The sequence below is a fragment of the Methanocalculus sp. genome, from assembly GCF_029762515.1.
GTDB lineage: Archaea > Halobacteriota > Methanomicrobia > Methanomicrobiales > Methanocorpusculaceae > Methanocalculus.
Genome location: NZ_JARVGN010000001.1, coordinates 1 through 26,352, shown reverse-complemented (window position 1 = coordinate 26,352; position 26,352 = coordinate 1). Strand labels below are relative to the sequence as shown.

Sequence of the window (26,352 nt, the reverse complement as noted above, 5' to 3'; positions counted from 1 at the left end):
AAATTCCTTTCCTGAAAAATGTCCAGATGGAGCTGTCATCTGCGGGAATGACGAGGGAGTTCTTTCCGCTACTTTAAAAGCAGAAATTCCTTACATAGAGTGGCCATTAGACGGGAAAAAAACTCCATCCCTCCTTACAACTCTTGACTTTATTGAATTTTGCTATAAATATATTGCAGATCCAACAGCTATTTATCATCATGATTATCATAAGCACAACCATTTTAAATTCGATGTTGTAAAAGGTCAGAGAAAATTCCGGGAGTCCATTAATAGTATATTTTCCCGCAACGGTATAATTTACGAGCTAGACACGACAGGACAGATAATTCGATTAGCTCCAGAAGGACTGAGAGAACAATTACAGCAATCACGCTTCTTTACTCAGGATACTGATCTTGATATTCTCCTAAACACAGCCCGAGCAAAATTTCTAAATCCAAATATCGAGGTTCGAAAGGAAGCTCTCGAAAAGTTATGGGATGCATGGGAGCGGTTGAAAACGATAGAACCGGGCGATAAAAAAACCTCAATCGAGACACTTCTCAAGAAAATCTCCCCTGAAATGAATTTTTATGGACGGCTTAATCAAGAAGCAAAGGAACTAACGTATATTGGAAATAATTTCAGAATCAGACATCATGAAACTGATAAAACCCCGATTGAGTCAAGTGATCAAGTGGATTATCTTTTCCACCGTATGTTCTCTCTGATTTACCTGATTCTCAAAACAACGAACCGTTTGGAATGAATCAGGCACTATCATTTTTATCTCATTTTGAGTTTTTCAAGGTGAATCTTTTCGTTAAAAGCATGAACTTTGAAAACCAGCTGATCGTGTACTCTTAAACCCAAAACTCCCAAATCCCTATATTCCCCGAATACAAATATACTGGAGAATCTTCTCACTCCCGTAGTGTAGTGGTCAATCATGCAGGACTTTGGATCCGGCGACGGCGGTTCGAATCCGCCCGGGAGTATGAAAATCATCCGTAATACTTATTTTTTAGATCAGAGACAATTCCACGATATTTTGGGTATGCCGATACTTTTATCGTCTATTCGGTAACAAGACGTTCTGATCCCTATGAACGAAAAGATGGAAAATTACCGATCCTGGATTATGGGATTTCTCATGATCCTGGTTGTTTGCCTGGTCGCAATCTGTGCCTACTACATCGGGGTTGATGCAGGATACCAGATTGGGATTGCAAACGGACTTGCCATAGTCTGAATCAGCACCCGTCTGCATTTCACACATTCATTATTAGCCTCTGCAATTGTCAAGGACTGAACAATCTGCAAACCGGCAAAGCGTAGCCATAGCAGGCGGTATGCTAACAGAAAGCGATTAGAACAAGGTGAACCGGGTTTCTCGAGAAGGGTGAACAAGAAAACCCGGATGTAAGATCGAGCGAATTCCACAATACTGAGGGAGAGCCGGATTTCTCTTCTTTGGATCAGATCAAGCTACTCCTCTGATCATCTGCCAGTAATCGCAGGCATGATGAACCGGAAATACTCTTTTGAGAACTTTTCATTGCTGAAACCCTCTGCTGCAATCACCTGCTTCCATTTATCTTCCAGTGAGAGCGTGCCCATAAACGAGATCATCAGGTACATCGAGATGAGGAAAGGATCGATATCGGATCGAATCGTTCCATCGCCAATACCTTCACAGATGGCATCCTGCAGCAGCTTCCGGGACATTCCATACCCCCTGCCGATCCCGGCGGTATATGGATTCTCTCTGGAAAAACGTTCAGATCCATAAAAGTGAATCATCCGGAGGTAATCCGGATATTCTTCTGAAAACTGAAGATAAGCTTCCCCCATACGAGCAACCTTCTGAAATCCCGAATCCTGATTCTCCATACATTCCAGGTATTTTGCATGCAGCATATGGACACCCCGAAGCACAATAGCAGCATAGAGCGCTTCCTTACTCTCGAAATAGAGATAGAGGGTTGCCTTGTTCAGCTCGACCTGAGCGGCGATATCATCCATGGAGACGTCATCATATGCACGGGAGAAGAAGAGGCATTCGGCTGCATTGATGATCTCCTTCTTCCGCTCTTCCTTCTCCCGTTGTCTTCTCTCAGAAACTCCCATAGCTCAACTCCTTCTTGTTCCATTCATGTTGTATGCCTCACATCTGATCTTTGGAATACAAACCGGGATAATCCGGCAGGATCAGATCTCCCCCCGAATCCATGCCTCAATAAGTGCCCTGGAAATACTCGTCTTTGAAGGAGATGGAGGCAGCTCATTCCGTTTAAACCATCCAGCCGCCTCAATCTCATTATTGTCAATCCGGATCTCTCCGCCGGCATAATCTGCCACAAAGCCGATCATGAGCGAATCCGGAAACGGCCATGGCTCGCTCCCGAAGTACCGGAGATTATGCACTTTTATGCCAACCTCCTCGCCAACTTCCCGGTGTATAGTCACCTCAAGATTCTCACCGGGTTCATTGAAGCCGGCAATAACCGAGTATACACCAGGAGGAAAACGGGGGGAGCGGGCGAGCAGGATCTCATCGCCTCTTTTTATCAGGACGATGATGGCAGGCGAGATCCGGGGGTAGATGATCTGATTGCACTCGTTACAGATCCGAGCCCGTTCTGTATTGAGAGGGCGTGTCCTGGCACCACACCTGCCACAGAAGGCATTCGACATCTCATAATCAACCATACGGACTGCATAGGCAGAAAAAGCCATTTCGATACCAGGAACCTTACCGTCCAGCTCCCGGACAGGCGACAGAATCCAGTCAGCCGGTGGCGTGGCAGAAGCGGGGATCTCAACGGCATGGTAGATGCAATCATCGCGTATGCCGAGGTATACCGGTGGTGAGGATGCATAAATATCCGGAAGCGGATCCGGCATGAGGACAGTCCCAGATCCAGAACCGCTGCAATAGAAGACAGCATTGCCCTGTACAACAATCCAGCGTTTCTGTGCTGCCGAATAATCTGCTGGCTCGGGATAGGCGGGGCAGAGGGGGCGAACTGAATAGAAAGGTTGGTGCTTCATATTACATCCTGATTCTTAATTCTTCATGATCTCCTGATTATCGGATCAGATCGGCGCATCATAGAAATAATTCCGGCACTTTTCGCTCCGTATACAGTGTACTCAGGCGCACCGAGGCATCCCTGACAAGACCGGGCTTCATCATCCTTGCGTGTTCCGGGCATTTTTTGATACAGGCACAACACGTAATGCATGCTTCAATCCTAATCTGCCGTGGATCCTCAGGATCGATTGCACCTGTCGGGCAGGAATCCACACAGACGTTACAACCAATACATGCATCACTGACTGCAATAAAATCAACGACCCACAGTTTCGAATCTCCCCGGTACGGATGGCAGCCGGGGATAGACAGATCCGGGATCATCGGCGATGAAAGAGATGCCAGTTTTTCCGAGATTTTTCGCCCAAACTCTGTTGCATGCTGAAGGTCAGCTGCATCAGGGCGGCCTTCTGCGGTTGGCGTTTGTGGAGAGGAGAAGGAATGCTCCCCGATATATGCTGCACCGGCGATCGGGTTGCATCCGGCTCCACGTACGAAATCCGTCAGCTCAAGGAGTGCATCTTCATACACGCGGTTGCCATAGACGACAACACAGACAGCAGGCGTATTGACTGCCTTCATCATCTGCAGCCAATCGGTTAAGAGTGCCGGAACCCGCCCCATATACACCGGCAGACCGATGATGAGCAATTCCTTTTCCGATAGGGAGAGCGGCTCTTCCCGTGTAGAAGGGCGGGTTATGTCAAGCTGCTCCACCCTGTTGCAATGAATTCCAGACGCAATGCCATTCACAACCGCCTGCGTTGTTCCCGTAGGTGAGAAATATACCAGTTTCAGAGATGAGATTTCCATTCAGATCGCTTCCAAGACATTGTTGGTGTTATTCCGCTTTGATCAGACCAATTCCACAAACGCCTCCCGGCAGGCATCGGTATCCCTTCTCCACGCCCGTATTTTTGGGCATGGAGAGGAGACAGGCTGCATCTGTATCCTCTTCTCTTCATCTGTGCCGGGAGTATGGATTCGTATGATCCAGTGGTTTCACTCAATAGCATTAACTCTTAGTTATATTATAACTATTGGTTAGTTGGTAAATGAGAGGTTTGAACATTAGCAGATGAATGATAGTAGGCTTAAATCAATTCATTTGATAATATAATCAATCAGACAATGATCAAAACCAAACAGTAATATCTCACGTCAGATACTGTCAATTAACAAGATGAATTCTACACCAACAGAACCTTATTTCTTGTACTGGGGAAAAGCGAAGAAAGAAGAATCAGAATCTTCAGGCTATCACCTTCTTCCATACCACTGTCTGGACGTTGCAGCCGTTGGAAGCATCCTGCTTCGTCATGAGCAACTTCTTTTAAGCAAGTTCACCGATGCATTACAGCTCCCCGAAGAAATTGTCCATGATCTTATTCTCTGGTTTCTGGCGATGCACGATGTCGGAAAATTCTCGAACCGCTTTCAGCATCTCAAACCAGAACTCCTCCTCAAGTTACAGGGTAAGAATTATTCTGGTCCATACTCTGTCCGGCATGACGATATGGCGCTCATTCTTGTAGAGAAGGCTCTCTTACTACGCTCCCATGAGAGGAATTGGTTTAAATTCAAGGATTCAGGTTTTTTTAAAGACTGGAAGGATCTCTGGCGGCCGTGGTTTCATGCTGTCAGCGGGCATCACGGCGTGCCTCCGAGACGAGGAACCACCGACATAGTTTTTGAAAAACTCTTTGACCCGGAAGATCGGGAGGCAGCTATGGCATTCGGTGAATCTTGTTCAACCCTCTTCTTTGGAGAGTTGAGTAGCAAGACCATGCCATCCTTCAGTGAGGAACTCCTCGATTCCTTCACAAGGACGTCGTGGCTAATGGCCGGACTGGTTGTCCTCTCCGACTGGCTCGGTTCCAATACCGATTACTTCCCAGAATGCTCTGAAATTATGCCTCTTGATGAGTACTGGAATCAAAATGCACTTCCCCGGGCAGAGAAGGCAGTGAAAGAGAGTGGAATGATGCCGTCTACAATCTCCCAAAAAACCGGTATGGGGGCTCTATTCCCCGATCTGACATCTCCTACCGATCTTCAAGAGGTCGTTTCAGCCTGCGATATTGATCCGGTTCCAAGCCTCTTTATCCTTGAGGAGATGACCGGAGCAGGAAAAACCGAGGCAGCACTTGTCCTGGCTCATCGACTATTGAAGTGCGGCGTTGCAGAGGGCATCTTTATCGGGCTGCCAACAATGGCGACAGCCGATGCCATGTATGAAAGACTTGGAAAAGCATACCACCGGTTATTCGCTTACGGCGAAACCCCATCGCTTGTCCTTGCCCACAGCGCCCGCCACCTCTCGGATATGTTCCGCCAGTCAATAGGTCCAGCCCCCGAGAATGCCATGATGCAATATGGCGACGGAGAGCTCCCTGCCTCCGTTTGGTGTGCATCCTGGCTATCTGATAGCCGAAAAAAGGCTCTCCTGGCATCACTTGGTGTAGGGACAATCGATCAGGCTCTGATGAGTATTCTACCATTCAGGCATCAATCACTTCGCCTTCTCGGGCTTGCGAGGAGCGTATTAATTGTTGATGAGGTTCATGCCTACGATGCGTACATGCATACATTACTCTGCCACCTGCTGACATTTCATGCAGCATTCGGCGGGAGTGCAATCCTCCTTTCTGCAACTCTCCCGATGCATCAGCGGAAAGAACTGATTGCGAGTTTCTGCAAGGGGATCGGCTATTGCACAGTTCCACTCCGGGAAACGGCCTATCCACTCCTGACTGCGGTATCTGCAAGTGGACTCCTTGAAACACCCCTCTCATCAGACAATCGATCAAGAAAAGTCGTGAAGGTCGATCTTACCGATTCGCATCATGAGGTGATGGATCGGATTCAGTATGTAATTAACCAGGGTCAGTGTGCCTGCTGGATTCGAAATACCGTTGATGATGCGATTCTGGCATACCAACAGTTTACCGGACTGCTCGGTGAAGAGAATGTGCTACTCTTCCATGCCCGGTTCGCTATGGGTGATCGACTGGCTATCGAGCAGGACGTGCTCAGGAAATTTGGAAAGAACAGTAACGGTGATGAACGGCAGGGTAAACTTTTGATCGCTACCCAGGTGGTGGAGCAGTCTCTCGATCTTGACTTCGATTTTATGGCGAGCGATCTTGCACCGATCGATCTCATCATCCAGCGTGCCGGGCGACTGCACCGGCATCAGCGTGGTGACCGGGGAACACCCACTCTCCTTGTGCTAGCACCACGGATGACTGACACACCAGATGAAGAGTGGTATAAACAGATGTTCCGTGGTGGAGCATATGTCTACCCAAAACATGGTCAACTATGGCTAACTGCTCACTTTCTCGAAGAAAGAGGAGAGATTGTCCTCCCTGAGGACGCGCGGCATTATATAGAGAGTGTTTTTGCACCTGAAGCTCAGACAGCCATCCCCGAGGCACTTGCCCGACGCGACCTCGTGGCAGATGGACAGGATATGGGCAATATCACTATCGCACATCTAAATGCGCTGAATATTGATGATGGATACAAGGCGACACCCGGCAACTGGGAGGAGGAAACAAGAACGCCTACACGGCTTAATGCTTTGAGCGTCACAATAACGCTCGCACGCTGGGACGGAAAGGTGCTCTGCCCCTGGTCGGATACAGCGACGTATGCCTGGGATATGAGCCGGTTGAGTGTCAGGGAAACAATGTTTTCCAGACCGGCAGAGTATCAGGGGGCGCTAAAAAAGGCAGTTTCGGAGGTGCTGAAAGCGATGCCGGGTAGAGGTGAAGGAATGATTCTGCTTCCACTCACACAATCTGGAAGAATTTGGATGGGAGAAGCACTTGATGGACGCGGTCGAGAGATCCAGGTACAATATGATCAAAGAACAGGTCTGCAGGTGTATCGGGAGGCAAAATAACATTCTTTCATAAAAATAAAACACCTCAGCAGAATCTTTTATCGCACATATTATGTGAGAATTAGTTTTTACGAGTATTATTTTTACTTTCACGGTGCGGTAAGAAGATTTAAGGTCTCTGTAATTATTCAACTATTACAAGATTATTTGTCAGTTTGTGGCAACAGCGGCTGATCAGAGATTCGCGTTAGTGGTCACAACCCGCAATAGTTATGGAAGTATACACATGGTCAATCTTATCCAGGACACATGGATACCCGCGATCCGGGAAGATACGACAGAAGTATGCATTGCACCCTGGCAAGTTGCTCTGGATCACGAAACAAATCCTCTGATTCGGCTTGCCGCCCCCAGACCCGATTTCAACGGAGCACTCATCCAGTTCCTCATCGGGTTGATGCAGACAACCTGCCCCCCAAAAAACGAACGTGAATGGTTCAGGAAATTCGAGTCCCCACCTGATGAACAGTATCTGAGAGACTCGTTTGAGCGGTACGCGTACGCTTTTGAACTCGATGGTGAAGGGCCACGATTCATGCAGGATATAAATCTGTCTGAAGGGAATTCTTGGAGAATTGAGCAGCTACTAATTGAGATGCCCGGCGAGAACGCCTTAAAAGAAAACACTGATCACTTTATCAAACGCAATACGGTGCAACAGCTCTGTTTACCATGCTGTGCTATGGCACTCTATACACTTCAAACAAATGCACCCAGTGGAGGTCGTGGACACCGTACATCTCTTAGAGGGGGAGGTCCTCTGACATCTATTGTCATTAGTAGAACTCTCTGGGAGACTATCTGGTTGAACGTTATTCCCAGCGATTCGTTTACGAGATATGGCAATCCTGAGAAACAGGATGAAAATGATATCTTTCCCTGGCTTGCCCCGACCAGGACAAGCGAGAGTGAAGGAAGTGAAACCACTCCACAACACGTCAATCCAGCGCAGATGTTTTGGGGAATGCCCAGGCGAATACGCCTTGAATGTGATACTACCACGAAGGGAATCTGCGATCTCTGCGGCTGCAGTTCAGATCGTCTCTACACGAGTTATTTAACAAAGAACATGGGAGTGAACTATAGTGGAAACTGGCAGCATGTGCTTACTGCCTATACTAATGGAAAGAGTGGCAAGCTTATCCCTCAAAAAGGGCAGCCAGGAGGCATTTCATATCGAAACTGGCTTGGTCTGATTCAGAGTGATACTGATCGGAGTACTATACCAGCGGTTGTGGTACATAACTTCCGCTCCTATCGGCAAAACGATCTTCCTGAACTACCTTTTCGGCTCTGGACCTTTGGCTATGAGATGGATAAAATTAAACTATTTAAACCTCTGTGCTGGTACGAAGGTACGATGCCACTCATCAAGGTTAATCCCTTGATCCGAGAAGATTACGAGGTGGTTACTGCTCAGCTGATAAAAACAGCCACGATAGTCATAAATAAAACTAAATATGCAATTTGGTCTGCGTTTTATGAGCCGAAAAAAACTGAAACACATGATCAGAAGCAAAAAGACTCAGTAAAACAGGAAAGGATTAAAGATAATTTCAAAAAAACACTTTTTACTTCAATTACATTCAAGTTTTGGCAGAATACTGAGGCAGAGTTCTATAAATCCCTGTATCTTCTGAAAGACATGATGGAAAATGGAGAGGATACTAACACTGCGAAATGGAGATGGATTGGTATCCTCGAAAATGAAGCTGAAACGCTCTTTGATGACTTCACGCAGCTGAACATGATCGGGATCGCCGATCCAAAACGAATTTCATTGGCGTATAAATATTTACAGGATAACACATCGAAAAGCAACCCAGAGATCCTAAAAACGCTTGATTTACAACCAAAAAATAATTCCTCTGAATACAATGGAAGATGAAACTATGAACAAAATGAAGTATCTATCATTTACTGCTCAACCTGAGGCTCAGGAGACACTTCTTGCATGGTGGAAAGGCCTGCAGGAGAATCATGGCGACCGGGCAGAACTCCGTCGGTGCAGAAATAGGACTGAGGTTGCTTTTCTCCCGGCATATCACCGGCTTCGGCTCTCCCTTGGGAAGATTGCACCGATAAAACCGGATGATCTGGCGACAGTTGCCGGAGTACTATCACATGTGAAAACACCTGATTCATCCCACAGATTTTCTCAACAGATGGCCAGTCACAAGAAAGAAAGCGACCGATCACTGGTGAGCGGCCTGCGGTTCCGCCGACTATTAAAGATCGATGACTCTGGTGAACTCTACGGGCCTATGATCCGTATCGTCCGACTGCTGGATGGAACAGCTAATATTCCAAGCATGGCAGACGGCCTCTACTGGTGGAATGAAAGGACGAAGAAAACATGGGCGTTCGACTACTACTCGGAAGCGCCCTCTGAAAAGTAACTTAAAAGGAGGTTCTCTATGAGTGAATTTATTCAACTGCATATTCTTGTATCGTACCCACCATCGAATTTAAACCGTGATGATCTCGGAAGGCCGAAGACTGCAACGATGGGAGGAACCCAGAGGCTGCGAATCTCATCACAAAGCCTGAAACGTGCCTGGCGAACATCAGATATCTTTTCAGAGGCACTTGCCGACAAACTGGGTGTTAGAACAAAGGAAATGGGCGTTCTGATCCAGAAGTCTATGACAACAGGTATCTTCCTAAATGATTTAATTTCAGGAAAAGAAAAAGTAACTGCGGTTTTTACTCCAGTCCCATCGGAGATAGCCCTCCCATGGTCACGAGAGATTGCCGGAGCTTTCGGGAAGCTGAAGGCGGGCGATACCTCACTTGAGATTGAGCAGCTCGCTCACTTTTCTCCCGAGGAGATCGCGGCTATCGAGCAGGTTATCAAAAAGACTGTTACGAGTGGAGCGGCTCCTGATGAAGAGGATAAGAAGCTTCTAACCCGGCGGCTTTCTGGTGCCGATATTGCAATGTTTGGACGGATGCTTGCAGGATCCCCGGCCTACAACTTTGAGGCGGCGGTCCAGGTCGCTCACGCGATAACAGTCAATGAGGTCGCTGTGGAAGACGACTACTTCACTGCAGTGGATGATCTAAACCGAGGTGAGGAGGATGCGGGTGCAGGGCACCTTGGAGAGACCGAATTTGCAGCGGGGCTTTTTTACCTCTATCTCTGTGTCAATCGTGATTTATTAAAAGAAAACCTTGGCAAAGATGAAGCACTTACAGACAAGGCCCTTCGTGCACTGACCGAGGCAGCAGTTAAAGTAGCTCCAACAGGCAAACAAGCCTCATTTGCGTCACGGGCATATGCCTCCTACCTGCTCGTTGAGAGAGGATCTCAACAGCCACGGTCACTTTCGGTCGCATACCTTACTGCATTACGTGACCGTGATCTTCTGGGCACAGCTATCAACTCGCTCAAAAAGACAAAGGAAAAAATGGATAATGTGTATGGGCCATGTAGCGATGCCAGCTGTGAGATGAACGCTTACACCGGTGAGGGGACACTGAACGAGGTGCTGGACTTCGTGGCTGATAACCATGCCTGAGTTTCTCGTATTCCATCTGTATGGTGTGATGGCCTCCTGGGGAGACACGGCAGTCGGTGAATACCGTCCAACGCATGATCATCCAACCCGATCAGCTGTGCTGGGAATGGTAGCTGCAGCGCTTGGAATCCGTCGTGAGGAAGAAAAACGGCTCAACGAACTTAATAATGGGTATCATGTGGCAGTCAGGCTGGATCGTCCAGGTAAGCTGCTTCGGGACTATCACACCACCCAGGTTCCACGATCCGGTAGCGGGAAGAGAAAGAAAGATTTTGCAACCCGCAAAGAAGAGTTGAATGCGCCTGAAAAGGATATCTCAACAATACTCTCCAGCCGTGACTATCACTGCGATGCCGTGTATACCATCTGTCTCTGGCTCAAAAACAATAATCCACCTCATCGTCTGGAAGAACTACGTGACGCCCTCAATACCCCTGAATTTGTTCTTTACCTTGGACGGAAGTCCTGCCCTCCTGCGCTGCCTCTTGGTGCCAGAGTGGTGACCGGAGATAACCTTGGCGCAATCTTTATGGCAGAACCTTTCCCTGGCGAGGGGTTCCTGTCTCGCATGGCATTCCGTGAGAAGATAGTACGGGTCTACTGGGAGGGTGATGAAGATGTTGGAATCCAGCCGGACCACTCCGGATTGAGGCATGATGACCCACTGAGCAGGAGGCGGTGGCAATTCAGGAACAGAATCGAACATTACGGTCTTGTTCAGCTGATCAGGGAGGAGAAACCATGTACATGAGCAGGATCACGCTCAAAGTAGAAGCAACAGAAAACCGGGATTTCTGGAGGAGTTTCGGTGGTGAGTACCATGCACACAACCTGATCTGGTCACTCTTCACAGACGGACCAGATCGTGAGCGTGATTTTTTATACCGGCAGGAATTAGCAGGGAATGTTCCCACGTTCTTTTCGGTTTCAGAAAGAGAACCTGTAAATCGAGGGGGCATGTGGCTTATTGAGTCGAAAGAGTATGCACCAATACTGAGGGAGGGGCAGCGCTTCAATTTCGTCCTTAAGGCAAACCCGGTCAGAACGAAGGCTGACGAGAAAGGCGGGCATCACCGTCATGATGTTGTGATGAATGCAAAGAAACGGCTTCAGGAGGATCTACTTCCAGCTTCTGAGATGCCATCACAACAGGAAATTATCCAGGAGGCTGGGTTTGCCTGGCTTGCAAGCCGGAGCGAGAAATACGGTTTTTCTGTATTGAATGGCGAGGTCAGGGCAGATGGTTATAGGCAGATGCGATTCTACAAAAAGAAGGGGAAGCGACCGATCCAGATCAGCACGATCGACTATACCGGTCTGCTTACAGTGACTGAGCCGGAAGCATTTCTAAATGCACTCTTCACAGGAGTAGGATCAGCGAAAGGATTTGGTTGTGGGATGATTATGATCCGCCCGGCACGGTAGAGTGGAACATGCTCCCGCCTCTCAAACCAATTCCAATAAAGGAGCGAGTTTCTCTCGTATTTCTGGAGAGGGGAGAGCTTGATGTCATTGACGGTGCTTTTGTTCTGGTCGATAAAAATGGTGTACGCACCCAGATCCCGGTTGGAAGCGTCGCCTGTATGATGCTTGAGCCTGGCACCCGCGTATCACATGCTGCTGTGGTCCTGGCATCTCGAGTGGGGTGTCTCTTGGTCTGGGTGGGCGAAGCCGGAGTCCGGCTCTACGCTTCCGGCCAGCCAGGCGGTGCTCGATCCGATCGTCTTCTCTATCAGGCGAAGCTAGCTCTCGATGAGGAGGCGAGACTGCGGGTGGTACAGAAGATGTACGAGATGCGGTTTGCATCCCCGATACCGCCCCATTACCGCATCGAGCAGCTACGCGGAATGGAGGGAGCAAGAGTAAGGGAATTGTACGTGCAGTTGGCACGGAAGTACGGGGTAGAATGGACCCGTCGTAACTACGATTCATCAGCCTGGGGTAGTGGCGACCTGCCGAACCGGTGTCTGAGTGCGGCAACCGCATGCCTATACGGGATCTCTGAAGCAGCAGTGCTGGCAGCTGGGTATGCACCGGCAATTGGGTTCATCCATACCGGGAAGCCGTTATCATTTGTTTATGATGTGGCGGATCTCTTTAAGTTCGAAACAGTTGTTCCGGCTGCGTTTAAGGTTGCAGCAGAATGCCCTCATGACCCGGAAAGGGCCGTGCGGCTTGCCTGCCGGGATATGTTCCGTGAGACACGACTTTTAAAGCGGATTATCCCAACAATCGAGGAAGTACTTGCCGCTGGCGGGCTGCCAATGCCGGAGGCACCCCTTGATGCGGTCCAACCTGCAATACCAGAAGAGAAGAGGCTCGGGGATGCTGGTCATCGTAGTTGAGGGAGCACCCCCGCGTCTCCGCGGTAGGCTCGCAGTGTGGTTGCTTGAGGTGCATGCCGGAGTGTACATCGGCGATCTTTCGGTGAGAGTCAGGGAAATGATCTGGCAGCAGGTTCTTTCAGGCATTGAGGATGGTAACGCCATCATGGCATGGAGTACCAATAACGAACAGGGATTCGGGTTCACCACTATAGGAAAGAACCGCCGCATTCCAAAGGAAATCGACGGCATAAGTTTGATATCGTTTCTCCCCCTTGAGATAGGTAGCGATAGCGAGGCTGTCGCAATGAGGAGTGTGGAACTGTGATATGTTGGTTTGAGTGTGTAGTAGTTCATCAAGCCAAGGTGCTTCAGATTCAAACTTCACCATTAGTTTTCCACGATCGCCTCTGGTAGGAAGGTAACTTCCTCTTTCCAGTATATATTGAGAAGAGAGTTCCCCATGCACATGGGGATGAACCGTATCGGGGATACAATTACCGGGCATAACGGGCGAGTTCCCCATGCACATGGGGATGAACCGGTCTCAAAAGGATCGGGCGCATCGTATGCAACGAGTTCCCCATGCACATGGGGATGAACCGTTCATGGCAAATATGGTTATCGGGGGTGTCAAGAGTTCCCCATGCACATGGGGATGAACCGATACATACCCAGTAATACGACTCAGAATAAAAGAGTTCCCCATGCACATGGGGATGAACCGCCCCGCTTGGTATGATCATCTGTTGGGCGGGAGAGTTCCCCATGCACATGGGGATGAACCGTCGTAACAAATCCACAGGTGGGAGATGTTGATGAGTTCCCCATGCACATGGGGATGAACCGGCGTACCTCCGGAACTGATCTTCATCGACGAAGAGTTCCCCATGCACATGGGGATGAACCGATAAATAATATTATAACAAACACTCTATTGTAGAGTTCCCCATGCACATGGGGATGAACCGGCAGATCCGATTTTGACAGGATCATTGCAGAAGAGTTCCCCATGCACATGGGGATGAACCGCTGATGGTTAACATTACGCCGCGATGGGAGGAGAGTTCCCCATGCACATGGGGATGAACCGCACCGCAAGGAAACACACCGAAGAACCAAACGGAGTTCCCCATGCACATGGGGATGAACCGTTGTCAGGGTTTTTGAAGAGCCTCTTTTAAGAGAGTTCCCCATGCACATGGGGATGAACCGCAAGCTGTATCGAGAACACATTGGATCACGCGGAGTTCCCCATGCACATGGGGATGAACCGGGAATGCAAAACTCCAACACGTTTGCAAAACAGAGTTCCCCATGCACATGGGGATGAACCGGGAATGCAAAACTCCAACACGTTTTGCAAAACGAGTTCCCCATGCACATGGGGATGAACCGATCAGGCCGGCAACGGTATACGACCTCATAAGGAGTTCCCCATGCACATGGGGATGAACCGAGAAGGTAAGGCATCATGTTTGGCGATGAGTCGAGTTCCCCATGCACATGGGGATGAACCGTAGATTGATTGAGGTATCGGTTACCATCGATGGAGTTCCCCATGCACATGGGGATGAACCGAAAACGGTGGCAACCCTGATCTCCCTGATTGTGAGTTCCCCATGCACATGGGGATGAACCGTCGGATTAGCAGATATTGCCCTGATAGGCATCGAGTTCCCCATGCACATGGGGATGAACCGACCAAAACCCTGACAGACGACCAGGAACAAGGGAGTTCCCCATGCACATGGGGATGAACCGGCACGGCATTGGTAGAGTATCTGGATGTGACGGAGTTCCCCATGCACATGGGGATGAACCGTGACGTTCCCGATCCCGCCGGGCAAAGCGCACGAGTTCCCCATGCACATGGGGATGAACCGTCTCATCACAGGCATACCGGGAATATGTGGGCGAGTTCCCCATGCACATGGGGATGAACCGGCATGTTTGTTGATAACAGTCTGGAGAAGATGGAGTTCCCCATGCACATGGGGATGAACCGAATGTGATAGTTGTGGTGGCGAATGGACGAAGGAGTTCCCCATGCACATGGGGATGAACCGACATACGGGTTCAAAGGATCTGAAACCGTGCAGAGTTCCCCATGCACATGGGGATGAACCGACGATCATCTTCCCCGCGATTGTCACCGGGATGAGTTCCCCATGCACATGGGGATGAACCGAAGATCATCGAGGATCAGGGCAGGCGTATAGAGAGTTCCCCATGCACATGGGGATGAACCGCGGTATTATCCCGATAGATCCGGCATACTACCGAGTTCCCCATGCACATGGGGATGAACCGGGCGTAAATGGGGAATTTTACCCATGCAAACCGAGTTCCCCATGCACATGGGGATGAACCGTTGAGGAAAGTGGTGCTGTTATTTTGGACGAGGAGTTCCCCATGCACATGGGGATGAACCGGCACAACGGTGCGCCCAATAACGTTTGAATCGGAGTTCCCCATGCACATGGGGATGAACCGAGACCGCAGGCGCGGCAACCATGCATACCGTCGAGTTCCCCATGCACATGGGGATGAACCGAACCCGGACGCTGTGTTCCGGTATGACGATGAGAGTTCCCCATGCACATGGGGATGAACCGACAGTTTCAGCCATTACTTTTTACCTCTTGTTGAGTTCCCCATGCACATGGGGATGAACCGGTAATGTTTCACTGGAGAGAACAATACAGTCTGAGTTCCCCATGCACATGGGGATGAACCGATAAATTGACAGAAGAGGCGAATAATCAGGGTGAGTTCCCCATGCACATGGGGATGAACCGAAGAATATCAGTCTTGTTTGTGGTTCCGGAGGGAGTTCCCCATGCACATGGGGATGAACCGTGCGTCGTTGAGGGAGGCCGATGAGTTATAGAGAGTTCCCCATGCACATGGGGATGAACCGCGATACACGTTCCCTAACGCGATCTCGTGCTGGAGTTCCCCATGCACATGGGGATGAACCGACCACACTCGCTGATTCAACGGCAACGTTTGGGAGTTCCCCATGCACATGGGGATGAACCGATACCTGTTAAGGTTGATAAACCGATAACGATGAGTTCCCCATGCACATGGGGATGAACCGGGAGAGAAGAAGGAGAAGCTTAAACAGGTCAAGAGTTCCCCATGCACATGGGGATGAACCGCAGATTGATTGAGGTATCGGTTACCATCGTGGGAGTTCCCCATGCACATGGGGATGAAGCGTGTGCAAAGATGAACATAACTAATAGGATTCCGAGTTCCCCATCCGCATGGGGATGAAACAGTGAGTGTTTTCAACCTCACCACTATGAGCGGATAATCAAACATTGTCCCAGAAACCAATATGTTTCAACGCAAAAAAGCACCGGGCACATGCCATCACATCGTTAGCTGCACGATGGGTATTTTCATAGGGACGTCCAAAGAGTTTCAAGTGAAGTTCTAAAAGAGTAGGCCACTTATAACCATTCATTCGTCGAATTCCACAAAAAGCTGCAGTCTCCTCCATTGTGCAGACACTGGGCAGCATGGCAAGTGGATCCAAAACCCCGATGCGCCTACATTCACCTGCGATGATGGCCAAATCAAACTTAACATTATGCCCGATAATCAGGGAACAATTCCCCGCACATAGCGAAAGAGCTTCAATAGAATTCTGAAGGGACCCTCCGACTCTCCTGGCATAATCTGTCGTGATCCCATGAACAGAAGTGGCGGTCCGGGGTATTGTAAAACCATCGGGACGGATAACATACTCATCCCTCTCCAAGATCGTTCCCTCTGTATCACAGATCAACCAGGCGATCTCAACAAGACGGGGAGAGGGTTGACCAATCCTGATCATCCCGGTTGTTTCAGTATCAAGAAACAGGTAATTCCCTGCAATATCAGAAAGCTCCTGTTTCATAACCGGAGTAAAGAGAGAGAAAGAGAAATATCTTCCTATTTGTAAAACCAGATAGCCAAATTAATTGATGTAAAAGGATATGTGACCCTGTGGAGAGGAGGATGGGCGTTTCTAAACGGTAAACAAAGTTAACCCGACAATAGCTATTTATCCCTAAGATATAGAATAGAAAAAAAAAAGATGTCTTCACTATCAATAAAGACAATAAAGGGGAATAAATACCTCTATCTACAGGATAGAGTAAAAGTTAACGCGAAATCCATTTCCATACAGAAATATATCGGGAGATGTGAAAAAACAACCATTGAGGAAGTTATATCAAAAATATCAGAACTGGAGGATCTGAGGTTAACTACATACCTCGACTACCGGCTCAACCACTACCAATACACCATCCTCGACACCACCGGGGCAACAGCGCTTGAGACCATCCGTTATTATTATGAGCGTTTTAAGGAGCACTATCCGGATGAGAGCGGGCGTTACCGTGATGCAATGTATATCCGGTACGTTCAGGGCACAACTGCAATTGAAGGCAACACAATCACCCTCAGGCAGGCAGAGGAGCTGCTGGAACATGACATCTCACCCGCCGGAAAGAAGATGGAGGAGATATATGAGATCCATAACTTCATCACACTCAGAAGGTACCTTAAGGACTATTCAGGAGATATCACGGAGACGCTTATCAAAAAAATCCATGAGCTGGTCCTCCGCGGCATCCTCTATAGTCCCGGAGAGTACCGGAATATCCAGGTAGGAATTGAGAAAGCTGCATTTGAACCGCCTCCGGCGATACTTGTTCCTGATGAGATGAAGAGGCTCATCGCATGGTACAGGAAGAACCGGAAAACAATCGCACCATTTGAACTTGCCATACTCTTCCATGCACAGTTTGAGATGATTCACCCCTTCGTTGATGGGAACGGACGGGTGGGCAGGGCACTGGCAAACGTCATCCTTGAACGGGCCGGATATCCGACACTCTACCTTGGGCCTGAACACCGTTCTGCGTACCTGGATGCACTCGCAGAGGCAGATGAAAGCAACAGCAGGGCAATTGTCCAGACACTGCATGCAATCTACTGCAATCAACACAGGTCAATTACCGAGGGGATGAAGCAACAGCAGTCTCAGGAAGACTATCTGAAGAGGGAGCCATACGCAGGCGTTATAAAAGCGTTCAGAAAACTAAAGAGAACCTGACACCCCAACTCCCCCCGCAATATTTATCCTTCTCCTTCCCGAATGGAGTTATGAGGAACCAGAATGGACTTTTCCGAATGCGTGAAATTTGCAAATGAGAACCCGGTGACCTATATCGCCACCATGGACGGCGATCAGCCACGGGTCCGGGCATTTGCCATGTGGTTTGCCGATGAGACAGGATTCTACTACCATACCGGTATTGGGAAGAATGTCTGGAAACAGCTCACGAAGAACTCCAAAGTCGAACTCTGCTTCTTTGCTCCCGGTGACGGTGCCGGAAAGATGATGCGGGTGGCAGGTTTAATGGAGCCGGTGAGCGATATCACCCTCAGGAAAAAGCTGCTCAGCGACCGCCCCTGGCTGCTTGATATCGGGGTCACCGGTGCAACGGATCCAAAACTTGTCGTCTTCAGGATCGCTCATGGCGAGGCGTACTTCTGGACGATGGAATACAATATGCGGGAAGCAGAGGCTCCACGGGTAACCTTCTGAGCTCATGGTTCCGGGCAGATAGGATTTCAGCAGACAACGTGGAAGAGGGGGGGGGCTGCCACACCAGTATTTACAGTCCTTTTTACCAGTACTTTTTATACCTCCTTCTTTCCTATACCCTTCATAGGAGATCTTATGGCAATCGCACCCTCTGTCCAGGCACTGAAGCTGAATTTTACGATCCCGATCGCCCCCGGCGTGACACTTGATCGGTTCGTCTACTGTTATCTGATCTTTGGGGAGACGATCACCCTGATCGACTCGGGGGTTGCCGGATGCGGAACCGAGATCTTTGAGGCGATCCGGGCAGCCGGCCGCGACCCTCAAGAGATCGGGCGGATCATTCTGACCCATGCCCACCCGGACCATATCGGAGGGGCATGGGCAATACAGCGGGCAACAGGCTGCACAATCGCGGCACATCCAGCGGATCGTGCCTGGATAGAGGATCTTGATCTCCAGAACAGGGAGCGGCAGGTGCCTGGCTTCGAGTCGCTGATCAGCGGACCCATCACCATTGACCGGGAACTTAAAGATGGGGACAGAATCACCCCGGATACATCCGGAGACGCCATGACGGAGCTGACGGTGATCCATACGCCGGGCCACTCGCCGGGATCAATCTCGCTCTTCATGGAGGATACCGGCATCCTCTTCTCAGGCGATTCCATACCTGTGCAGGGCGGATTCCCAATCTATGACGATCCAGAAGCATCAGTTACATCCATCAAACGTCTCCGCGAACTCGAAGGAGTGAATATCCTCTTTTCTTCATGGGATCTTCCTGCCGAGGGATCGGATGCCTATCTCAGAATGGATATCGGGCTTGCTGCCATCCAGAGGGTGCATGCGACAGTGCTTTCATCTGTTGCTGAGGGAGCGACCGATCCGGCAGCAATCGCCGATCGCACCATCGCAACCCTCAGCCTCCAGGGACAGGTTCCCGGTCCCCTGATCGCCCGGACGATCGCCGGGCACCTGGAGCTGCAGGAGATCCCAAACCTCCTTGACTGATCCGGATACTGAGGTGACCGGATACTACGATTCCGACCCTTTTCACCTCATCTTCCGGGCAGCTGTTCTGCCGGATTATGTATGCACTCTCCCCTGCTCCAACCAATGACTCCGATAGAAACTATTTTAGCCCCATAAAGGATTGAATCACTGATATAGAGGGTTCACACAACATGTACCAGAATTGTGGTGGATGAACCCTGTTCAATAGAAACAGATGGTGGTAGCAATGGGCACAAAAGAGATCAATATCAGTATTAAGGAGATCGAGACCGAGATAGGGAATATCAAAGATCTCAGGTTTTCTGTTGGCAGGCTCGCACAGGAGACCTGGGATGAACCGCAGGGACCGACGCCGTTTCCGTCGATGTCCACCCTCAGGAACTGGGATCTGACCCTCCTGAACCGATACAAGCCATTTTACCTCCCATTCTGTGATCTCTGCTGCCTCTGTACCTACGGCAAATGCGACCTGACAGGAGACAAGAAGGGAGCGTGCGGCATCACGATGCCGGGACAGCAGTCCAGAATCGTCCTCCTTGCCGCCTGTATCGGAGCAGCAACCCATACAAGCCATGCCCGTGAGCTGGTCACCCACCTGATCGAGGAGTTTGGTGCAGATACCCGCCTCGATCCGGGCGGCCTGAATATCAAGGTTGAAGCGCCGATCACCCGCCTCGTCTGCGGCATGATGCCGGAGACGCTTGGCGATCTGGAGACGGTGCTCGATTACTCGGAGCAGCAGATCACCTCGCTCCTCGCATGCACCCATACCGGGCAGGAGGGCAACCCCTTCGACCTGGAATCAAAAGTCATGCACACCGGCATGATCGACCATCTCTCAATGGAGGTTGCGGATATTGCCCAGATCTCCGCATATGATCTCCCCAAAGCCGATCCGAATGCACCCCTTGTCGATATAGGGTTTGGTTCGGTTGACACCAAAAAACCGGTAATTCTGGTCATCGGCCATAATGTTCCCCCATCTGTTGAGATCATGGACTATATGCAGGATAACGAGCTGACCGGCGATATCGAGGTGACCGGGATCTGCTGCACCGGGATTGATATGACCCGGTACTCACCGAAGGCAAAGATCATCGGCCCGATATCCTGGCAGATCCGGTATATCAGGAGTGGCATTCCCGATATCATCGTCGTTGACGAGCAATGTATCAGGACTGATGTGCTGGATGAGGCACGTGCCCTGAAGATCCCGGTGATCGCAACAAGCGAGAAGAACTGCCTCGGACTCACTGACAGAACGGGAGACCCCCCTGAAGAGATCATCGGGGACCTTGTGAGCGGAACGATCGAGGGCGCCTTAATCCTCAACCCTGAAAAAGTCGGGGTTGTTGCCGTCAGGACTGCGATGCAGATAGCTCCGAAGCGGAAGAAGGAAAAGAAGGGCATATTCCTCTCACATGACGAAGCGATGGAGATGGCAAAGGAATGCACCCAGTGCAGGGAATGCCGCCGTGCCTGCCCAAATGACATGCATATCCCCGATGCGATAAAGGCCTTTTCGCGGGAGGAGCCCGAGATGCTTCAGGAGATATATGAATCATGTGTCGGGTGTATCAGGTGTGAATCAGCATGCCCCCAGGGGATCCCGATCCACTCGTTAATCGTAGCAGCAGGGGAAGATACTCTCAGAAATGAATCCTTCAAGCTCCGGGCAGGTCGGGGTGCGATCCAGGATATCGAGATCCGGCAGGTCGGCGGACCGATCGTCCTCGGCGAGATCCCGGGGATCGTCGCATTCGTCGGGTGTGCAAACTATCCAAAAGGCGGTAATGAGCTTGCCGAGATGGCGATAGAATTTGCAAACCGGCGTTTCATCGTCTGCACCTCCGGCTGTGCCGCCATGACGATCGGCATGCACCGGGATGAAGATGGAAAATCACCCTATGAGGTATATTCAGGTAATTTCGAAGCAGGGGCAATTGTGAATGTCGGCTCCTGTGTCTCGAATGCCCATATCTCAGGTGCAGCCGTCAAGATTGCGAGCATCTTCGCCCGCAGGAACCTCCGCGGCAACTATGCGGAGATCGCAGATTACGTCTATAACCGGGTCGGTGCCGTCGGGGTTGCCTGGGGTGCGATGTCACAGAAAGCCGCATCGATTGCAGCAGGGTTCTGGCGGCTCGGGATACCTGTGATCGTCGGGCCTCATGGCACGAAGTACCGGAGGATGCTCCTCGGACGATCAGACCATGATGAAGACTGGTATGTCAATGATACACGGACCGGCGAGAAGGTGTATGTGGGACCGGTCCCAGAACACCTCTTCATTGCCGTCGAGACGAAGGAGGAGGCGATGGTGATGATCGCCAAGCTCTCCATGCGGCCAAATGATACCTCACGCGGACGGGCGCTGAAGCTGACACATTATATCGATCTCCACCGCAGGCTCCTCGGATCGATGCCGACAGACATCCATCGGTTCGTCAGGATGGAAGCGGATATCCCGATCACCATGAAGGAGGATATCGTCGCCATCCTCAAAGAGAAGGACTGGAAGGAGACGGTGATCCCCGATCCCACTCTCATTCCAAAGAAGGAGGCCGCCCCATGAGCCAGGAAGCCTGGCTGACCGCCGAGGTGGCCGGCCCGAAGAAAGCCTCCCTGATCACAAAGCCGGAGATTGCGGATGCGATGATCAGGCAGGCAAAACGGCCGGTATTCGTCGTCGGGAGCATTGCCGCCGAGATCGATCTTGAAGAGAAGAAACTGATCGATTATGTCATTGCAATGGCAAAACGATGCAAAATTCAGGTAGTCGCAACCGGCAATACAAACAACGAGTTCCTGAAACGGGGTTTCACCCCGGATGCGGTGATGCCCGCTGTCGATATAGGAAACCGGCTCACTGATCCAAAATGGCAGGGCGTGGATGGGAAAGGGCCGCATGACCTTGCACTCTTCGTCGGCCTCCCCTATCAGATGGGATGGACGATCCTCTCGGGGCTGAAGAATTTCGCCCCGAACCTGAAGACGATCAGCCTTGACAATGTCTACCAGCCAAATGCCAGGTGGTCATTCTCAAATATCTCAATAAAAAGCTGGATCATGAACCTTGAAGCAATCCTCGGGAAAAGGGAGGACTAAGCGATGTTCGAAGATATTCCTGTTGATGTCGGGCTTGTCCATGAGGGAGAGCGGATCAGAAAGAGCGACATGCAGTTTGAACTCGGCGGCCCGAAGGTCGCAGAGAAGTTCGAGCTCGTCAGGCTGAAACCTGCAGAGGAGATCGAATCCGGGGCCATCCATATCATCGGCCCGGATATCCCCGACCTCGAAGAGGGGAAGAGCCATCCGTTTGGGATCTTAATCGAGATCGCAGGGACTGAACTTGAGGAGAACCTGGAAGGGGTGATCGAGCGGCGTATCCATGAGTACTCGAACTATATCGAAGGCTTCATGCATCTCAACCAGCGGTACGATATCTGGATCCGCCTCTCTAAAAAATCCTTTAAGAAAGGGCTCAATTCATTCCGGTTCATCGGAATGGCGATGCAGGAGCTCTTCAGGAACGAGCTGCGGATCATACAGGAGATCCAGATCAGTTTCATCACCGATCCCGAAAAGATAGGGCCTCTGTACACCGAAGCAATGGCCATTTATGAGGCACGGGATGCACGGGCACGCGGCCTCTCTGACGAGGATGTAGATGTCTTCTATGGATGTGCACTCTGCCAGTCCTTTGCACCGACCCATGTCTGTGTCGTCACCCCACAACGGTATGCAAACTGCGGGGCGATCAGCTGGTTCGACGGGCGGGCTGCTGCCAGGATCGATCCGAAGGGGCCGATCTTCCCGATTGAGAAAGGAGAGTGTCTCGACCCGGAGGCAGGCGAGTACACCGGGGTGAATGAGAGTGCCCAGAAGCGATCAATGGGTGAAGTGGACCGGATCCAGCTCTACTCGGGCTTCGGCTATCCCCATACTTCCTGCGGCTGCTTCGAGGCGATCGCCTTCTATATTCCTGAAGTGGAAGGATACGGAATCGTCCACCGTGGTTTCCGTGATCTCGCCGTAAACGGTCTTCCCTTCTCTACAATGGCAGACTCAACAGCTGGTGGCCGCCAGATCGACGGGTTCCACGGGATCTCGATCGAGTACATGCGATCACAGAAGTTCCTCCAGGCAGATGGCGGATATGAGGCGGTCGTCTGGATACCGGAAGAGATCAAGGAGCGGTTGAAGGAGTATATTCCCGAATCTGTCTTCGGTGCGATCGCAACCGAGAAAGATGCCACCAGCATTGATGAGCTGAAAGCCTTCCTGACCGGGAAGAGCCACCCGGTTGTCAGTCGATGGCTTGAGGTTGGCGAAGAGGGAGAAGAGACGGCGGTGATCACCGCAGGCGAACTCCCGATCACCACCGGAGGGTTCAGGATTCTCCTCAAGAATGCCCGGATCTATGCAGACAAGGTGATCATCCAGCCTGTGCAGCCTAAAAAACCCGGACGGGGGGAGAAGCAATGACGAAGAAGAACCAGATTCATGCAGATTCCGTGCTCGGAGAACGGCTGCTCTCGCTCCTCTCGGGGGTGGAGCAGGTCGAGTTTGAGAACTTCAAGATGGAGATAGGCGATCTTGAGCTCTTTATCCCGGTTGGTATCGGCGGCGTACCCGGATTCGTCCTGCCGGAAGAGCCGAAACGGCCGACCGAGCTGTTTCGGGAGGGTTTCAGCCCGGCGGTAGAGAGTTATCCCGGCTCGATACGTGAGGTGACCCTCGGTGCAACGAAGAAAGACGGGGGCAGCAGGGGGAGCACCATCACTATCGGCGGATCGACTACACCCGCATTCTCAAATCCCGCTCTTCCCCCAAAGAACCGGACTGCGATCTCAATGGATGTCTTTGACATGGCTGTCGCATTGCCGAAAACCCTGAAGGCCGCTGTTCTGGATGTGATGGATGATCCGGCGGAATGGGCGAGGATGAATGTGAACACCTTCGGCGCTGATTGTGTAACGGTTCACCTGATGAGCACTGATCCCCTCATCCAGGATCGATCGCCACAGCAAGCGGCAAACATCGTTGAAGAGGTGCTCCAGGCAGTCGATGTTCCGCTTATTATAGGCGGATGCGGGGATCCGAAGAAGGATGCCGCCGTCTTCACCGAGGTTGCCGAACGAGCCGCTGGCGAGCGGCTGCTCTTAAACTCCGTCACCCTCGATATGGCCGAGGCAAAGACCCTTGAAGGGGTGGCAAAAGCCGCACATGATAACGGCCATCTGCTCCTTGCCTTCACCGGACTTGAGCTGAATAGTGCAAAAGAACTGAACAGGCGGCTCTATGAGTACCTGCCTCCTGAAGAGATCGTGATGGATCTGACAACCGTTGCACTCGGGTATGGGCTTGAGTACTCCTTCACCATCCATGAACGTGCACGCCATGCCGCACTGATGGGAGATACCGAACTCCAGCACCCGACGATCTCAGCATCCACGAATGCATGGGCGGCACGGGAGGCATGGATGACGATGGAGCCCGAATACAGCCCGAAGGAGATCCGGGGGCCGATATGGGAGACAGTCAATTCCCTCACCCTCCTCCTTGCGGGAGTGGATATCTTCATGATGATGCACCCCTCAGCCGTCCGGACGATGCAGGATGTCAGATCATGGATGATGCAGCAGGAGATCACAGTTCCGCAGGCACCCGACTGGGTAAGGACGAGGTGCTAGGAGGGAGGAAGATATGGCCACGAAGAACGCGAAGAAGAGCATCAAGGAGATCAGCCCGATCGATGTCTACAAGCTCCTGCCAAAGACAAACTGCGGCGAATGCGGCGAGGCAAACTGCATGGCATTCGCAACAAAACTGGTCAATGGCGAGTATACCATCCCGGACTGCCCGCCACTTTCAACAGAACAGTACGAAAGCCTCCTGCACGATCTGGGCAAGCTCCTCGCCCCACCCGTGAAGGGGGTAACAATCGGAACCGGCGAGCATGCGATCCTCATCGGGGGAAAACATGTCCTCTACCGGCATGACTTCACCTACCACAACCCTACCCCGGTCATCATCGATATCGATGACAGTATGCAGAAGGAAGATATCCTGAAGCGAATCGAAGCAATCGAGGGGTTCACCTACCAGTACATCGGGCGGGATCTCCGGCTGGACGGGATCGCAATCCGATCCATCTCCGGCGATCCTGAAGTATTCAGGGAGACGGTGAAGACGGCGGTAGCTGCCACCACATATCCTTTAATTCTCTGCTCCCTCGATCCGGCGGTGATGGAGGCCGGGCTTACAGAGGCGGGTGATCACCGCCCGCTCATCTATGCAGCAACAGAGGAGAACTGGGAGGCGATGGCCGACCTCGCCCTCCGGTATGATGCTCCCCTTGTTGCATCCGCACCTGGCGATATCGCCCTTCTCAGGAGCCTTGTCAAGACCCTGACAGCATGCGGCATTACTGATCTTGTCCTCGATCCCGGCACCTTCCCGGATGTTGGGTTTGCTCAGACCATCTACACATTCACGCAGCTCAGGAGGGCGGCATGTATCGCCCGTGACGAACTCACCGGCTTCCCGCTCCTCGGCACCCCGATTGCCGCCTGGGCAGGGGAAGAGCTCGCAAAGGAGGCGGTGCAGTGGAAAGAGACGTACATGGCCGCGATGCTCATCTCCCGATATGCGGATCTCATCATCATGCACAGCATGGAGGCATGGAACGTCCTTCCCCAGCTGATCTGGCGGTTCAACATCTACACAGACCCCCGGAAACCGGTATCGGTCGATGCGGGCGTCAGGTCATTTGGGAACCCGGACAGGAACTCTCCCCTCCTGATCACGACTAACTACGCTCTCACCTTCTTTACGGTGGAAGCTGACATCAAGTCCGCCCATCTCGACTGCCACCTGATTGT

Annotated in this window: 22 protein-coding genes, 1 tRNA gene and 1 CRISPR repeat array; of the genes, 19 read left to right on the top strand and 4 right to left on the bottom strand. The window is 51.1% G+C overall.

Annotated features, from left to right (window positions below):
- The 3 genes from QCH34_RS00115 to QCH34_RS00105 all read left to right on the top strand — a co-directional run.
- The coding region (locus QCH34_RS00115; protein ID WP_300328015.1) for an AbiJ-NTD4 domain-containing protein at positions 1-751 on the top strand (751 nt) is incomplete at its 5' end.
- 156 nt (positions 752-907) lie between these two features.
- Positions 908-980 (top strand) — tRNA-Gln (locus tag QCH34_RS00110).
- A 107-nt stretch (positions 981-1,087) separates the two neighbouring features.
- Positions 1,088-1,234, top strand: coding sequence for a hypothetical protein (locus tag QCH34_RS00105; RefSeq protein WP_300328012.1), 147 nt, complete (start codon positions 1,088-1,090; stop codon positions 1,232-1,234).
- Between the two features lie 248 nt (positions 1,235-1,482).
- Here the strand turns inward: QCH34_RS00105 and QCH34_RS00100 are convergent, their stop codons facing one another.
- The 3 genes from QCH34_RS00100 to QCH34_RS00090 form a co-directional block, all read right to left on the bottom strand.
- Positions 1,483-2,112, bottom strand: a complete 630-nt coding sequence (locus QCH34_RS00100; RefSeq protein WP_300328009.1) for a TetR/AcrR family transcriptional regulator — start codon at positions 2,110-2,112, stop codon at positions 1,483-1,485.
- A gap of 81 nt (positions 2,113-2,193) precedes the next feature.
- On the bottom strand, positions 2,194-3,036 hold the full coding sequence (gene nudC / locus QCH34_RS00095; RefSeq protein WP_300328006.1) for an NAD(+) diphosphatase: 843 nt from the start codon (positions 3,034-3,036) through the stop codon (positions 2,194-2,196).
- 58 nt (positions 3,037-3,094) lie between these two features.
- Positions 3,095-3,892 (bottom strand): EFR1 family ferrodoxin, encoded by a 798-nt coding sequence (locus QCH34_RS00090; protein ID WP_300328003.1) that lies wholly within the window; start codon positions 3,890-3,892, stop codon positions 3,095-3,097.
- Between the two features lie 370 nt (positions 3,893-4,262).
- Here QCH34_RS00090 and cas3 point away from each other — a divergent pair, with 370 nt between their 5' ends.
- The 8 genes from cas3 (at position 4,263) to cas2e (ending at position 13,162) form a co-directional block, all read left to right on the top strand.
- Positions 4,263-6,989 carry a CRISPR-associated helicase Cas3' gene (gene cas3, locus QCH34_RS00085; RefSeq protein ID WP_300328000.1) on the top strand — a complete coding sequence of 909 codons (2,727 nt, stop codon included), beginning with the start codon at positions 4,263-4,265 and terminating at the stop codon, positions 6,987-6,989.
- A 226-nt stretch (positions 6,990-7,215) separates the two neighbouring features.
- Positions 7,216-8,877 (top strand): type I-E CRISPR-associated protein Cse1/CasA, encoded by a 1,662-nt coding sequence (casA, locus tag QCH34_RS00080; RefSeq protein ID WP_300327996.1) that lies wholly within the window; start codon positions 7,216-7,218, stop codon positions 8,875-8,877.
- Positions 8,878-8,881: 4 nt separating this feature from the next.
- Positions 8,882-9,388 carry a type I-E CRISPR-associated protein Cse2/CasB gene (casB, locus tag QCH34_RS00075; protein ID WP_300327992.1) on the top strand — a complete coding sequence of 169 codons (507 nt, stop codon included), beginning with the start codon at positions 8,882-8,884 and terminating at the stop codon, positions 9,386-9,388.
- Between the two features lie 18 nt (positions 9,389-9,406).
- Positions 9,407-10,510 (top strand): type I-E CRISPR-associated protein Cas7/Cse4/CasC, encoded by a 1,104-nt coding sequence (gene cas7e / locus QCH34_RS00070; protein WP_300327987.1) that lies wholly within the window; start codon positions 9,407-9,409, stop codon positions 10,508-10,510.
- Positions 10,503-11,261 carry a type I-E CRISPR-associated protein Cas5/CasD gene (cas5e, locus tag QCH34_RS00065; RefSeq protein ID WP_300327983.1) on the top strand — a complete coding sequence of 253 codons (759 nt, stop codon included), beginning with the start codon at positions 10,503-10,505 and terminating at the stop codon, positions 11,259-11,261. Before cas7e ends, cas5e begins: the two co-directional genes overlap by 8 nt.
- Positions 11,258-11,935 (top strand): type I-E CRISPR-associated protein Cas6/Cse3/CasE, encoded by a 678-nt coding sequence (gene cas6e, locus QCH34_RS00060; protein WP_300327980.1) that lies wholly within the window; start codon positions 11,258-11,260, stop codon positions 11,933-11,935. The genes cas5e and cas6e overlap by 4 nt, the downstream gene beginning before the upstream one ends.
- An 8-nt stretch (positions 11,936-11,943) precedes the next feature.
- The gene (gene cas1e / locus QCH34_RS00055; RefSeq protein ID WP_300327977.1) at positions 11,944-12,855 is read left to right on the top strand and encodes a type I-E CRISPR-associated endonuclease Cas1e; all 912 of its coding nucleotides are present in this window, start codon (positions 11,944-11,946) and stop codon (positions 12,853-12,855) included.
- Positions 12,836-13,162 (top strand): type I-E CRISPR-associated endoribonuclease Cas2e, encoded by a 327-nt coding sequence (cas2e, locus tag QCH34_RS00050; protein ID WP_300327975.1) that lies wholly within the window; start codon positions 12,836-12,838, stop codon positions 13,160-13,162. The genes cas1e and cas2e overlap by 20 nt, the downstream gene beginning before the upstream one ends.
- A 126-nt stretch (positions 13,163-13,288) precedes the next feature.
- Positions 13,289-16,123: direct repeats of the CRISPR family, unit length 29 nt; unit sequence GAGTTCCCCATGCACATGGGGATGAACCG.
- Between the two features lie 36 nt (positions 16,124-16,159).
- On the opposite strand, the gene QCH34_RS00045 is transcribed toward cas2e, so the two are convergent.
- Positions 16,160-16,747: a 3'-5' exonuclease gene (locus QCH34_RS00045; RefSeq protein ID WP_300327973.1), complete on the bottom strand. Its 588-nt coding sequence runs from the start codon at positions 16,745-16,747 to the stop codon at positions 16,160-16,162.
- 180 nt (positions 16,748-16,927) lie between these two features.
- Between QCH34_RS00045 and QCH34_RS00040 the strand changes: the two genes are divergently transcribed.
- The 8 genes from QCH34_RS00040 to acsC form a co-directional block, all read left to right on the top strand.
- Positions 16,928-17,953: a Fic family protein gene (locus tag QCH34_RS00040; protein WP_300327970.1), complete on the top strand. Its 1,026-nt coding sequence runs from the start codon at positions 16,928-16,930 to the stop codon at positions 17,951-17,953.
- Positions 17,954-18,016: 63 nt separating this feature from the next.
- Positions 18,017-18,448: a pyridoxamine 5'-phosphate oxidase family protein gene (locus QCH34_RS00035; protein WP_300327967.1), complete on the top strand. Its 432-nt coding sequence runs from the start codon at positions 18,017-18,019 to the stop codon at positions 18,446-18,448.
- Between the two features lie 135 nt (positions 18,449-18,583).
- Positions 18,584-19,462: an MBL fold metallo-hydrolase gene (locus tag QCH34_RS00030; protein WP_300327964.1), complete on the top strand. Its 879-nt coding sequence runs from the start codon at positions 18,584-18,586 to the stop codon at positions 19,460-19,462.
- 217 nt (positions 19,463-19,679) lie between these two features.
- Positions 19,680-22,040, top strand: coding sequence for a CO dehydrogenase/acetyl-CoA synthase complex subunit alpha (gene cdhA / locus QCH34_RS00025; protein WP_300327961.1), 2,361 nt, complete (start codon positions 19,680-19,682; stop codon positions 22,038-22,040).
- Positions 22,037-22,573, top strand: a complete 537-nt coding sequence (gene cdhB / locus QCH34_RS00020) for a CO dehydrogenase/acetyl-CoA synthase complex subunit epsilon (protein ID WP_300327958.1) — start codon at positions 22,037-22,039, stop codon at positions 22,571-22,573. The genes cdhA and cdhB overlap by 4 nt, the downstream gene beginning before the upstream one ends.
- A gap of 3 nt (positions 22,574-22,576) precedes the next feature.
- Positions 22,577-23,953: a CO dehydrogenase/CO-methylating acetyl-CoA synthase complex subunit beta gene (gene cdhC / locus QCH34_RS00015; RefSeq protein WP_300327954.1), complete on the top strand. Its 1,377-nt coding sequence runs from the start codon at positions 22,577-22,579 to the stop codon at positions 23,951-23,953.
- Positions 23,950-25,161: a CO dehydrogenase/acetyl-CoA synthase subunit delta gene (gene cdhD / locus QCH34_RS00010; protein ID WP_300327950.1), complete on the top strand. Its 1,212-nt coding sequence runs from the start codon at positions 23,950-23,952 to the stop codon at positions 25,159-25,161. Before cdhC ends, cdhD begins: the two co-directional genes overlap by 4 nt.
- Positions 25,162-25,174: 13 nt before the next feature.
- A partial coding sequence (acsC, locus tag QCH34_RS00005) for an acetyl-CoA decarbonylase/synthase complex subunit gamma (protein ID WP_300327946.1) occupies positions 25,175-26,352 on the top strand: 1,178 nt, incomplete at its 3' end.

Excerpts from the sequence above, each read along its gene's own strand:
- cas2e (WP_300327975.1), top strand. The coding sequence starts at position 12,836 with ATGCTGGTCATCGTAGTTGAGGGAGCACCCCCGCGTCTCCGCGGTAGG.
- QCH34_RS00030 (WP_300327964.1), top strand. The coding sequence starts at position 18,584 with ATGGCAATCGCACCCTCTGTCCAGGCACTGAAGCTGAATTTTACGATC.
- QCH34_RS00090 (WP_300328003.1), bottom strand. The coding sequence starts at position 3,892 with ATGGAAATCTCATCTCTGAAACTGGTATATTTCTCACCTACGGGAACA.
- cdhB (WP_300327958.1), top strand. The coding sequence starts at position 22,037 with ATGAGCCAGGAAGCCTGGCTGACCGCCGAGGTGGCCGGCCCGAAGAAA.
- cas7e (WP_300327987.1), top strand. The coding sequence starts at position 9,407 with ATGAGTGAATTTATTCAACTGCATATTCTTGTATCGTACCCACCATCG.
- cdhC (WP_300327954.1), top strand. The coding sequence starts at position 22,577 with ATGTTCGAAGATATTCCTGTTGATGTCGGGCTTGTCCATGAGGGAGAG.
- cas3 (WP_300328000.1), top strand. The coding sequence starts at position 4,263 with ATGAATTCTACACCAACAGAACCTTATTTCTTGTACTGGGGAAAAGCG.
- casA (WP_300327996.1), top strand. The coding sequence starts at position 7,216 with ATGGTCAATCTTATCCAGGACACATGGATACCCGCGATCCGGGAAGAT.
- nudC (WP_300328006.1), bottom strand. The coding sequence starts at position 3,036 with ATGAAGCACCAACCTTTCTATTCAGTTCGCCCCCTCTGCCCCGCCTAT.
- casB (WP_300327992.1), top strand. The coding sequence starts at position 8,882 with ATGAACAAAATGAAGTATCTATCATTTACTGCTCAACCTGAGGCTCAG.
- cdhA (WP_300327961.1), top strand. The coding sequence starts at position 19,680 with ATGGTGGTAGCAATGGGCACAAAAGAGATCAATATCAGTATTAAGGAG.
- QCH34_RS00100 (WP_300328009.1), bottom strand. The coding sequence starts at position 2,112 with ATGGGAGTTTCTGAGAGAAGACAACGGGAGAAGGAAGAGCGGAAGAAG.
- QCH34_RS00035 (WP_300327967.1), top strand. The coding sequence starts at position 18,017 with ATGGACTTTTCCGAATGCGTGAAATTTGCAAATGAGAACCCGGTGACC.
- cas6e (WP_300327980.1), top strand. The coding sequence starts at position 11,258 with ATGAGCAGGATCACGCTCAAAGTAGAAGCAACAGAAAACCGGGATTTC.
- cas5e (WP_300327983.1), top strand. The coding sequence starts at position 10,503 with ATGCCTGAGTTTCTCGTATTCCATCTGTATGGTGTGATGGCCTCCTGG.
- QCH34_RS00045 (WP_300327973.1), bottom strand. The coding sequence starts at position 16,747 with ATGAAACAGGAGCTTTCTGATATTGCAGGGAATTACCTGTTTCTTGAT.
- cas1e (WP_300327977.1), top strand. The coding sequence starts at position 11,944 with ATGCTCCCGCCTCTCAAACCAATTCCAATAAAGGAGCGAGTTTCTCTC.
- QCH34_RS00105 (WP_300328012.1), top strand. The coding sequence starts at position 1,088 with ATGAACGAAAAGATGGAAAATTACCGATCCTGGATTATGGGATTTCTC.
- cdhD (WP_300327950.1), top strand. The coding sequence starts at position 23,950 with ATGACGAAGAAGAACCAGATTCATGCAGATTCCGTGCTCGGAGAACGG.
- QCH34_RS00040 (WP_300327970.1), top strand. The coding sequence starts at position 16,928 with ATGTCTTCACTATCAATAAAGACAATAAAGGGGAATAAATACCTCTAT.